This is a genomic window from Enterococcus sp. DIV2384, assembly GCF_050534975.1.
GTDB lineage: Bacteria > Bacillota > Bacilli > Lactobacillales > Enterococcaceae > Enterococcus > Enterococcus faecalis.
Genome location: NZ_CP172905.1, coordinates 1,393,637 through 1,404,910, shown reverse-complemented (window position 1 = coordinate 1,404,910; position 11,274 = coordinate 1,393,637). Strand labels below are relative to the sequence as shown.

Here is an 11,274-nt window from a genome sequence, read left to right as displayed (position 1 = left end):
TGCAATAAATAATAAAAAAACGCTTGCATCTAAAAGGTTATGTGTTATACTAATCACATAAAGCTGTTACATACAATCAAGTAGCAGTTAACTAAGGAGGCAAACACTTCATGAAACAATGGGAAGGCTTTAAAGGCGACAAATGGAGAACAAGCGTTGACACTCGTGATTTTATTCAAAACAACTACACAGAGTACAAAGGCGACGACAGTTTCTTAGAACCAATCGCTCCGAGCACTGACAAATTATGGACAAAACTACAAGAATTATTTGAAATCCAACATGAAAAAAATGGCGTTTATGACATGGATAGCGATATCCCAGCAACTATTACGTCACATGAACCTGGTTACTTAATCAAAGAAGAAGAAAAAATTGTCGGTTTACAAACAGATGTACCATTAAAACAAGCATTTATGCCATTCGGTGGTATTAAAATGGCGAACAATGCCTTAGTTTCAAATGGTTATGAAACTGACGAAGAAATGACAAAAATCTTCACAGAATACAGAAAAACACATAACCAAGGTGTTTTTGATGCCTACACAGCTGAAATGCGTTTAGCACGTAAAAACAAAATCATTACTGGTCTTCCAGATGCTTATGGCCGTGGCCGTATTATCGGTGACTATCGTCGTATCGCATTATATGGTATCGACTACTTAATGGAACAAAAGAAAAAAGATCATGATAACACTGGTAACAAAGAAATGACAGACGATGTTATTCGCTTACGTGAAGAAATTTCTGAACAATACCGTGCGTTAAATGACTTAAAACAAATGGCTGCTTCTTATGGTTTCGATATTTCTCGTCCTGCTGCAAATGCGCAAGAAGCAATCCAATGGTTATACTTTGGTTACCTAGGTGCCATTAAATCTCAAAATGGTGCGGCAATGTCAATTGGTCGTATCTCAGCATTCTTAGATATCTATATCCAACGTGACTTAGAAGCAGGTTTAATCACTGAATTTGAAGCACAAGAAATGATTGACCATTTAATCATGAAATTACGTATGGTTAAATTTGCACGTACACCAGAATACAACCAATTATTCTCTGGTTATCCAATTTGGGCAACATTATCTATTGCTGGTATGGGTATTGACGGTCGTTCATTAGTTACCAAAAATGACTTCCGTATCTTACACACCTTAACAAACATGGGACCATCTCCAGAACCGAACTTAACTGTATTGTATTCTTCTCACTTACCAGAAGGCTTCAGAACATATGCAGCTAAAATCGCGAAAGAAAGCTCATCTATCCAATTTGAAAACGATGACTTATTACGTGAAAACTGGGGTTCTGACGACTGTGCAATCGCATGTTGTGTTTCTGCAACAGTTATGGGTAAAGATATGCAATTCTTCGGCGCTCGTGCGAACTTAGCGAAAGCTGTTCTTTATGCAATTAACGGCGGGGTCGACGAAAAAACTAAAATGCAAGTAGCACCAAAATATCGTCCAATGACTGGTGACAAATTAGATTACCACGAATTCATGGAACGCTATAAAGACATCTTAGACTGGTTAGCTGAATTGTACGTTAACACATTAAACATTATTCATTATATGCATGATAAATATGCATATGAAGCACCACAATTAGCTTTAATGGATACTGATTTACAACGGACATTCGCAACAGGTATTGCCGGAATCTCTCATGCGACTGATAGTATCATGGCAATTAAACACGGTGAAGTAGAAGTAATCCGTGACGAAGATGGTATGGCAATTGATTATGTACCAACAAAAGAATTCCCAACATACGGAAATGATAACGAAGAAGCCGATGCAATGGCTAACTGGATTTTAGATTACTTTATGACACAAATTAAACGTCAACACACATACCGTAACTCTAAACCAACGACTTCATTATTAACAATCACTTCAAACGTTGTTTATGGTAAAGCAACAGGGAACACGCCTGACGGACGTCGTGCCGGCAAACCTCTTGCACCAGGTGCGAACCCAAGTTATCAAGACGGTAAATTCTTAGGTGAGAAAAATGGCTTGTTAGCTTCATTAAACTCAACAGCTCGTTTAGAATATACAATCGCTTTAGATGGTATTTCTAATACACAAACCATCAACCCTAATGGTTTAGGTAAAGACGACGACACAAGAATTAACAACTTACGTAACGTATTAGATGGCTACTTCGATAAAGGTGGTTACCACTTAAACGTAAACGTATTTACAAACGAATTATTATTAGATGCACAAGCACATCCAGAAAAATATCCAAACTTAACTATCCGTGTATCTGGATATGCCGTGAAATTCCGTGACTTAACTCCTGAACAACAAGCAGACGTTATTTCAAGAACTTCACACGACAGACTATAAAAAACATTTACATTATTTAACTGAAAGGGTGACATTTAACGTGTCATCCTTTTCGTTTGAAAGAAGAGGGATCATTATGACAACACCAGTTACAGGTAGAATTCATTCAACAGAAAATTTTGGTACCGTTGATGGCCCAGGTGTCCGTTTTATCGTATTTACACAAGGGTGTCGCATGAGATGTCAATTCTGTCATAATCCAGATACTTGGAAAATTGGTTCCGGTGGTCGTGTGGTGACGACTGACGAAGTATTAGAGGAAGCATTACGTTTTCGCTCTTATTGGGGCGAAAAGGGTGGTATCACTGTCAGTGGTGGTGAGCCGCTATTGCAAATGGACTTTTTAATCGATTTATTTAAAAAAGCCAAAGCACAAGGCATTCATACAACCTTAGATACGTGTGGCAAACCTTTTACTCGGGAAGAACCCTTCATTAGTCAATTTGATGAATTGATGAAGTATACAGATTTACTCTTATTTGACATCAAACATATTGATAACGAGCAGCATAAACTGTTAACAACGCAATCAAATGATAATATTTTAGAGATGGCTACCTATTTATCTGAAATTGACAAACCTGTTTGGATTCGCCACGTATTGGTGCCTCAACGTAGTGATTACGACGAATATTTAATCCGTCTGGATGCCTTCATAAAAACATTAAACAATGTAGATAAAGTTGAAGTGCTTCCTTACCATACGATGGGCAAGTACAAATGGGAAGAACTAGGTATTCCTTATCCATTAGAAGGAATTGAGCCTCCTAAAAATGATCGTGTTGAAAATGCGAAAAAACTACTACATGTCGAGGACTATCAAGGTTATCTAGCACGTTAACAAACGAAAAAATAGAAAAGAAGACAATTTTTTTGTTGTTTCTTTTCTATTTTTTGTTATCATTAAGAGTGAATCAAAACCAAGGAGTGTGTATTATGTCAAAAATTTTAGTTTTTGGACACCAAAATCCTGATACAGATGCTATCGGAGCAGCAATTAGTTTTGCTTACTTACAAAAAGAATTAGGAAAAGAGACAGAAGCTGTCGCTTTAGGAACACCAAGTGAAGAAACTCAATATGCCTTAGATTATTTTAATATTGAAGCACCACGTGTTGTCACTGAAGCAGCTAGCGAAACAAACCAAGTCATGTTAGTGGATCATAACGAATTCCAACAAAGCATTTCAGATATCGCTGAAGTAAACATTTTAGCAGTAGTGGATCATCACCGGATTGCCAACTTCGAAACAGCAGATCCATTGTATTATCGTGCAGAACCAGTAGGGTGTACCAGTACAATCATCTATAAAATGTTTAAAGAAAATAACGTGACAATACCAGCTCAAATTGCTGGTATGATGGTCTCAGCGATTATTTCTGATACATTATTATTTAAATCACCAACTTGCACACAAGAAGACATCGATGCAGCGCACGCCCTAGCTGATATTGCTGAAATTAATTTAGAAGGCTATGGTCTTGACTTATTAAAAGCAGGAACAAATTTAAGCGATAAATCAGCTGAAGTCCTTTTAGATTTAGATGCTAAGAGCTTCCCAATGAACGGCAAAACAGTTCGCGTTGCTCAAGTAAATACCGTCGATTTAGCAGAAGTTTTAGATCGTCAAGCTGAATTAGAAGCAGCTATGGCCGCAGAAAATGCAGCCAATAATTATGACTTGTTTGTCTTAATTATTACGAATATCCTAGACAGTGATTCTGAATTATTAGCGATTGGTGCGGAACAAGCCAAAATTGAAGCAGCGTTCAATGTAACATTAGTTAACAATCGTGCGTTCTTACCCGGCGTTGTTTCTCGTAAAAAACAAGTAGTACCACAATTAACAGAAGTCTTTAACTAAAACCGTAAGCGCCTAAGCAACGCGATAAATTCCTTGTTGCTTAGGCGCTTCAATAGTAAAGGGGCGTTAACATGAATGATTTAGCAATTTACTATCATTCTCCGCAACAAACGAAACAATACAATCATTTGCTCAACCAATCACTTTTTTTCCCTCTTGTTACTTTTATGTATGAACATCGGGAAGAAAGAATCATTTTAAGACAATTAAAAGCGGCCTTTGCAACAGAAGGCAAGTTAGAACAATTTTTATCAGAAATGATTGATTGTCAGTTAATCATTCGGGAAAATCGTCAATATCGTTTGAATTTTCCTATTTATACGGCAGCTGAAGTTGCGAGTTTGACCTTGGCTGAAGACGAACTTCCTAAGTTTAAAGGAACTGTAACAGAGCAATTATTTTGGCTAGCTGAATCTTTTTGGCCACAAGTGTTTCCAGAAGAGGAAGACTATTTTTTTGGCGTGAGCGGTGGCCCCTCATTTTATCAAAAACAAAGATTGGCCTCGGCACAACTATCTATGATTACGCTTGAAAAAGAAAAGACAGAGGTTCCAACAATGCCTCGTTATTTTGATTACTTGGGCAAAGAGCAACCCTTGCCAGAAGCCTTCAGCGCTTTATATGACTTGCTAGGGGACGTAAATCCTGAATACTATCTTTCGCAAGCGAGAAGAGTCATTAAACAAGCTCTGCGAGGCCGCAAAGTCAGTACTGTGCCTAATATTTTTCAAGAAAGTTTGCACTTGACCCAAGTGATTACGATTGACCAGGACCACTTAAAACTCCTTTTACCAGTAGCAACGGAACAAGCCGAGCCTTTAGAAGCACAGTCGGATATTCTAGCATTTTATTATGAAAAAATTGCTAACCGATCGGCCATCGAACGCTTAGTTTTTATGCAACAATTGATCGAGCAACTAGGTACGAACTCTCTAAGTTATCTTAGAATAAATTAAAGTTACGATAATTTTATTATGTAAACTAAAAATCAATAACAAGAAATGACGCCGCTTCTTAGTGAGAAATGGCGTCATTTCTTTTGCGAACTTTTTTCGTCCAAAAACCACCGGAAATGAACTTAGGCTCATAGGAAATGATAAATGCTCTCGGCTCTAATTGATTGATTAATTTGTACAATGTACGTTCGTTTTTTCTTGGGGAAAGAATTTCTAAAACCATTCGTTCTCCTTCGCGTCCGTAGGCGACACTTTGCGTAACACCATAGCCGTGTTCACGAAGTGTTTCTGGTAAATGAAATTGTTCAGTAGTAGAAGGGAGGATAACCGATACCATAATATAACCCAAGGCCAAATAGTCTTCGATTTTAATTCCTACACTAATGCCAACAGCGTAACCAAGCGCATAAACAAGTAAATTTAAAGGATTGTCTAACCGATTCAGAACCATACTTAGCCCTAAGACATAAATTGTTATTTCAGCCATACTAACCAGCGGTGCAATAACCCGATAACCTTTCATCGTTAACATAAAACGAATAGTATTTAAGGTAATATACGCAAAATTAATGATAAAAATCATAGCTAACATTTTCAAATCAACGACCATAAAATAAGTACCTCTTTTCAAAATCTTTACATCCAGCCCTCATTATAGTACAGAAAAACTGAGAATCAAAGGCGAAACACTTATAGAAATGAATTCTTTTTTGAATACTCGCTCATATTATTCGCCTAATTTAACTGTTATTTGATATAATCTTAGTATGAAGTAAAAAGGAGGTAAGCGATGAAAATTTTTGTTTGGATTTTGTTATTTTTATTAGTAATTAACGTTATTGCTGCCTTAATTACTGTTTTTAGAAAACCTCGTAGTATTTCCAGCGTTTTAGCATGGATGATGACGTTGATTTTCTTGCCTGGTATCGGCTTTATTATTTACTTATTCTGTGGGCGAGGTATCGATGGACAAGAAGTTTTTAAATTGTCTGATGATGAAAAACAAATGGTTCAACGAATTAAAGAAAAAGTGGACGTTGATAACAAAAAAGCAGGGCGCGATAAACGTTATGATTTACTTTATGATGCGAAAGTTTTAAATCGTTATTTCCGGAATATGGACGCATCACCGTTGGCCAAAAGAAATAGTTTGCAATTATTCACAGATGGCCAAGAAAAATTCCAAGCATTATTTGAAGATATTCGTGCAGCGAAAGAAACCGTTCATGTGGAGTATTATGCGTTTTTTAATGACACAATTGGCAATCAATTTTTAGATGTATTAATCGAAAAGTTGCATGAAGGCGTGGAAGTTTACTTAATTTACGATCCTTGGGGTTCACCCGGCGCAAATAAAAAGTTTTTTGCTCGTTACGTTGACGCTGGAGGAAAAGTAGCTCCCTTTATTACTTCTCGCGATATGATCCGTAAAACACGTCTAAATTATCACTTGCATCGGAAAATTGTTGTCATCGATGGGAAAATTGGCTGGACCGGCGGGTTCAATGTTGGGGATCAATATTTGAATGTCACCGAAAAATTTGGTTACTGGCGAGATACCCATATTCGTTTGGTCGGGACGGCCGTATTTTCATTGCAAGAGATATTTATCATGGATTGGAATGCTTCAGTCAAATATCCTGAAGAACGTATGACGTATCATGAAAAATATTTTAAATTACCAGAAGATCATGAAGTGGAGCATTTGTCCTTACAAGTTGTTTCAGATGGTCCTGATTCAGAAGAAGAAATTTTGAAAAGTGGGTTTGTTCGGATGATTTTTTCTGCAGAAAAGAGCGTCTGGATTCAAACACCGTATTTAATCCCTGATGATAGTATGATTAATGCGTTGTTAGTGGCGGTTCGTTCGGGTGTCGACGTGCGAATTATGATTCCTTGTATGCCTGACCATCCCTTTATTTACCGCGCAACACAATATTACGCAAATTACTTACACAAACGCGGCATTAAAATTTATATTTATGATAGTGGGTTTATTCATGCAAAAACAATGGTAATTGATGATGAATTAGCTATGGTTGGCACAACAAACCAAGATATTCGCAGTTATTCATTGAATTTCGAGGTAAGTACGTTTATTTACAATCCCGACATTGCGTGGATGTTAGCGCAAGTCTTTGAAGAAGATATAGAAAAAAGTGTCTTACTAACCGACGAGATAATTAAAAAACAAGGGTACTGGCTACGCTTCAAGCAAAACTTTTCACGCTTGTTGTCCCCAGTCTTGTAATCAAATAAATCAGCAGTGAATGTAGTAAACTACTATTTTCACTGCTGATTTTAGTAACAAAACACTGAGGTGGTCTACCTAATTCATTGATAATCCCTCTAAATAATGGTAAATTAAAAATAAATTCAATCAGCTATTCTATCGTGAGAAACATAGTTATTACGTAGATCAGATCAAAGGGACATTCACGACGAGCAAATATTGAGTGTGTTTGCTGAAATGTGCATGTGTGATTTGGTCTTTTTTATTGAGCTGTTATTTTATAGATAAGGAGTGGTCATCATGGACTACCAAGCAATAGCAAAAGAAATTTTGAAAGACGTAGGTGGCAAAGACAATATCGTGGATGTCACACATTGTTATACACGATTGCGTTTCGTATTGAAAGATACGAAACAAGCGAACAAAGAAGCCTTACTACAAACAGAAGGTGTCATTTCTGTTGTTGAAAGTGGCGGGCAGTATCAAGTGGTTTTAGGCAATAAAGTCGCGCATGTTTATAATGTTCTAGAACCTTTGTTGGCTCAGCAACTTACGACCAAAACATCCACAAAAGAAAAAAATTCATTAGGTAATCGAATTTTAAATACTGTTGCCGCGATTTTCACACCTGTCGTACCAGCAATTGCCGCTTCAGGCATGTTAAAAGGAATTCTAGCCATCGCTGTGATGGTCGCAAACAATTTTTACCAGGTCGATTTAAAACCTTTGAATACGTATATTATTTTAAGCGCCGCTTCCGATGCACTTTTTTATTTTATGCCAGTTATTTTAGGTTATTCAGCTGCTAAGGTTTTCAAAACAAACGAATATATCGCCATGGTAATTGGTGCCACCTTATGTTATCCGACCATCGTTTCATTAATGACCGAAAAACAAGCGGTTACCTTGTTTGGATTACATGTGACCAAAGCCAATTATGTTTCCACGGTAATTCCTATTATTCTTGCAATTTTTATGTTAGCTTATGTGCAACGCTTTTTGGAAAAAGTTATTCCAGAAGTTCTAAAAATTATTATGGTTCCTACGCTGTCATTACTTTTAATGATTCCAGCCACTTTATTATTATTTGGACCGATAGGGATTTATTTAGGTGACGGCGTGAATTGGTTGTATTATTATATAATGAATTTGAGTCCCATCTTGTTAGGCGGTTTTATCGGGGGAATTTGGTGTGTCTTAGTCATTTTTGGGGCTCACCGTGGGCTTGTGCCAATTGGGATTAATGATGTCGCTCGAACAGGACGGCAAAATTTGCTAGCGTTTGCTGGTGCAGCGAACTTTTCTCAAGCGGGCGCCGCATTTGGCGTGTTTGTCCGCACAAAAAATAAAGACTTGAAAGCTGTTGCTGCCTCTGCAACAGTGACTGCATTATTTGGTATCACAGAACCAGCCATTTATGGGGCAAACTTGCGGTTAAAAAAACCGATGATTTATGCGGTGGCTAGCGGAGCAGCAGGTGGGGCCTTAATGGGCTGGGGCGGTTCCTACGGGACAGCCTTCGCTAACCAAGGACTCTTGACCATCCCAGTTTACGCAGAAGCAGGAACCAAAGCCTTTATTTGTTATTTATTAGGTTGTGGCATTGCTTTTTTTGGTGCATTTCTATTAACGATTTTTCTAGGCTTTAATGATTTACCGCTTGACGAGTCACGTCAAGAACCCGGCTTAAAGACAGAGGTAGGGACAGTCAAAGAAAAACAACGGATTCAAGCACCTGTTCAAGGACAACTCGTATCTTTAGACCAAATCAACGATGAAGTCTTTGCTTCTCAACAAATGGGAAAAACGCTAGCTATTTATCCGACAGAGGAACAAATTGTTTCACCAGGAAATGGGCAAGTGACGGCTTTATATCCAACTCATCATGCAATTGGCTTAAAGTTAGACAATGGTGCTGAAATCCTCCTTCACATTGGAATCAATACAGTCGAATTAAAAGGGCGGGGATTTGAAACGTTCGTAAAAGTAGGAGAAAGGGTCAGACTAGGACAAAAACTGCTCTCTTTTGATAAACAAATCATCCAAGCTGCTGGTTATGATCCAACCGTCTTAGTCATCGTAACAAATACTGCGGAAATGGCTGTAATTGAGACAACCAAACAAACAGAGATTACACCACAAACAAATTTATTTTTCATGCAAGTAAAGGAGCAAAACTAATGGTTAAACAATTTAAGAACGATTTTTTATGGGGCGCTTCTTCATCCGCTTTTCAAATTGAGGGCGCTTGGAATGAGGACGGCAAAGGCCTAACAGTCGCTGATTACAATTCTTTTAAAAAGTCAGCTGTACAAGCAGATACGAAAGTCGCCAGCGATTTTTACCATCGTTTCAAAGAGGACATTGCGTTAATGAAAGAATTAGGCTTAAAAACCTATCGTTTTTCTCTTTCATGGGCACGAATCATTCCAACAGGTGATGGCGAAATCAATCAAGCCGGCATCGATTTTTATAATGCTGTCATTGATACACTTTTAGAAAACGATATTTTGCCGTTTGTCACACTTTATCATTTTGATTTACCTTTTGCGTTGGTGGAAAAATACAATGGTTGGGCGGATCGTCGCTGCGTTTCCGCATTTCAACGCTATGCGCAAGTCTGTTATCAAGCGTTTGGTGATCGAGTCAAAAATTGGCAAGTTACAAACGAACAAAACTTAATGATTCGTGTCGATGAACGAATGAATATGTACGACGTTGCACCAGAAAATGCTGAAAAAATTCGTGCACAAATGGATTACCATATGTTTGTTGCCCATGCGTTAGCGACGAATGATTGTCACCAATTGGTCGCTGGGGGAAAAGTCGGTCCCTCTGTTTCCTCAACGATGACTTATCCTAGTTCTAATAAGCCTGAAGATGTTTGGGCGGCTCGTATGAATGATAACTTTAAAACGAATTACGCTCTAGAAATGTATTGTTTTGGCGAATACCCAGGTTACTATCAAGAGTATTTGACCAAATGTGGCATTTATCCCGAAACACAGCCAGAAGATCAAGCAATTTTGAAAGCCGCTAAACCAGATTTTATCGCTCTTAATTATTATCGGACGTTAGTCGCTAGCTATTTACCGACAGATGAGCAACACCCATTGGGTACGAAAGAAAAGGACATTGATTTTGATCTATACGGTTATTTTAAAATCGAAAAAAATCAACATTTAAAAACCTCTAAGTATGGTGCCCAAATTGATCCAACTGGTCTACGTTTAGTTTTAAATGATTATTATCGTCAATACCGTTTGCCGTTAATCATTACAGAAAACGGCTTAGGCACACCAGATCACCTAACAGAGGACGGAAAAATTCATGATGATTATCGAATTGCGTATTTGCATGATCATATTGCTGCTTGTCATGCGGCTATTTCTGACGGTGTTGAGTTGTTTGGCTATTGCCCTTGGTCGGTCATGGATATTTTAAGTTCCCATCAAGGATTCAAAAAACGCTACGGTTTTATTTACGTTAATCGTGAAGACCATGAGTTAAAAGATTTACGACGCATTAAAAAAGATAGTTTTTATTGGTACCAATCAGTTATTAAAAATAATGGGTTATCAGAAGAATAGTGCCCAAAAAAGGATCATCCATTGCATAAGCGGGTGATCCTTTTGTTTTCAAGTTCTCTCATTCCGTGTTAGGCTTAAGTTAATAAACCCATTAAAGGTGGTGAGAGAGATGAATAATTACGATTTATGGAAATGGGCTGCCGGGAAACGAACCGAAAAAAATAAAAATGAAACCTATAGCGCCAAAAATTGGTGGTATGTTTTACTAATGCTCGGTGTATTTGTAGGGATCATGTTGTTGTATTATTTAATCTCTGTGCTTTGGAATTAAGGGA

The 11,274-nt window shown here is 37.7% G+C and carries 9 protein-coding genes; 8 read left to right on the top strand and 1 reads right to left on the bottom strand.

What is annotated here, in order from left to right; translation table 11 throughout:
- Window positions 1-110 precede the first annotated feature (110 nt).
- The 4 genes from pflB to IGK54_RS06835 all read left to right on the top strand — a co-directional run bounded on the left by pflB (window position 111) and on the right by IGK54_RS06835 (window position 5,176).
- A complete protein-coding gene (gene pflB / locus IGK54_RS06850) occupies window positions 111-2,357 on the top strand; it encodes a formate C-acetyltransferase (RefSeq protein ID WP_002357529.1) in 2,247 nt (748 codons plus the stop codon).
- Between the two features lie 76 nt (window positions 2,358-2,433).
- Window positions 2,434-3,198 (top strand): pyruvate formate-lyase-activating protein, encoded by a 765-nt coding sequence (gene pflA / locus IGK54_RS06845; RefSeq protein ID WP_002357530.1) that lies wholly within the window; start codon window positions 2,434-2,436, stop codon window positions 3,196-3,198.
- 95 nt (window positions 3,199-3,293) lie between these two features.
- Window positions 3,294-4,220: a manganese-dependent inorganic pyrophosphatase gene (locus IGK54_RS06840; protein WP_002360265.1), complete on the top strand. Its 927-nt coding sequence runs from the start codon at window positions 3,294-3,296 to the stop codon at window positions 4,218-4,220.
- Between the two features lie 71 nt (window positions 4,221-4,291).
- Window positions 4,292-5,176 carry a DUF1803 domain-containing protein gene (locus tag IGK54_RS06835; RefSeq protein ID WP_142957185.1) on the top strand — a complete coding sequence of 295 codons (885 nt, stop codon included), beginning with the start codon at window positions 4,292-4,294 and terminating at the stop codon, window positions 5,174-5,176.
- 58 nt (window positions 5,177-5,234) lie between these two features.
- On the opposite strand, the gene IGK54_RS06830 is transcribed toward IGK54_RS06835, so the two are convergent.
- A complete protein-coding gene (locus IGK54_RS06830; protein WP_002361848.1) occupies window positions 5,235-5,786 on the bottom strand; it encodes a DUF2179 domain-containing protein in 552 nt (183 codons plus the stop codon).
- A 180-nt stretch (window positions 5,787-5,966) separates the two neighbouring features.
- Between IGK54_RS06830 and cls the strand changes: the two genes are divergently transcribed.
- The 4 genes from cls to IGK54_RS06810 all read left to right on the top strand — a co-directional run bounded on the left by cls (window position 5,967) and on the right by IGK54_RS06810 (window position 11,270).
- The gene (cls, locus tag IGK54_RS06825) at window positions 5,967-7,427 is read left to right on the top strand and encodes a cardiolipin synthase (protein WP_002371124.1); all 1,461 of its coding nucleotides are present in this window, start codon (window positions 5,967-5,969) and stop codon (window positions 7,425-7,427) included.
- Window positions 7,428-7,709: 282 nt separating this feature from the next.
- Window positions 7,710-9,590, top strand: a complete 1,881-nt coding sequence (locus tag IGK54_RS06820) for a beta-glucoside-specific PTS transporter subunit IIABC (protein WP_142957184.1) — start codon at window positions 7,710-7,712, stop codon at window positions 9,588-9,590.
- Complete coding sequence (locus IGK54_RS06815) at window positions 9,590-10,999, top strand: glycoside hydrolase family 1 protein (RefSeq protein WP_002357536.1); 1,410 nt, start codon at window positions 9,590-9,592, stop codon at window positions 10,997-10,999. The genes IGK54_RS06820 and IGK54_RS06815 overlap by 1 nt, the downstream gene beginning before the upstream one ends.
- A 109-nt stretch (window positions 11,000-11,108) precedes the next feature.
- Window positions 11,109-11,270 (top strand): hypothetical protein, encoded by a 162-nt coding sequence (locus IGK54_RS06810; RefSeq protein ID WP_002357537.1) that lies wholly within the window; start codon window positions 11,109-11,111, stop codon window positions 11,268-11,270.
- The last annotated feature ends 4 nt before the right edge of the window (window positions 11,271-11,274 follow it).

Excerpts from the sequence above, each read along its gene's own strand:
- pflB (WP_002357529.1), top strand. The coding sequence starts at position 111 with ATGAAACAATGGGAAGGCTTTAAAGGCGACAAATGGAGAACAAGCGTT.
- pflA (WP_002357530.1), top strand. The coding sequence starts at position 2,434 with ATGACAACACCAGTTACAGGTAGAATTCATTCAACAGAAAATTTTGGT.
- IGK54_RS06840 (WP_002360265.1), top strand. The coding sequence starts at position 3,294 with ATGTCAAAAATTTTAGTTTTTGGACACCAAAATCCTGATACAGATGCT.
- IGK54_RS06835 (WP_142957185.1), top strand. The coding sequence starts at position 4,292 with ATGAATGATTTAGCAATTTACTATCATTCTCCGCAACAAACGAAACAA.
- IGK54_RS06830 (WP_002361848.1), bottom strand. The coding sequence starts at position 5,786 with ATGGTCGTTGATTTGAAAATGTTAGCTATGATTTTTATCATTAATTTT.
- cls (WP_002371124.1), top strand. The coding sequence starts at position 5,967 with ATGAAAATTTTTGTTTGGATTTTGTTATTTTTATTAGTAATTAACGTT.
- IGK54_RS06820 (WP_142957184.1), top strand. The coding sequence starts at position 7,710 with ATGGACTACCAAGCAATAGCAAAAGAAATTTTGAAAGACGTAGGTGGC.
- IGK54_RS06815 (WP_002357536.1), top strand. The coding sequence starts at position 9,590 with ATGGTTAAACAATTTAAGAACGATTTTTTATGGGGCGCTTCTTCATCC.
- IGK54_RS06810 (WP_002357537.1), top strand. The coding sequence starts at position 11,109 with ATGAATAATTACGATTTATGGAAATGGGCTGCCGGGAAACGAACCGAA.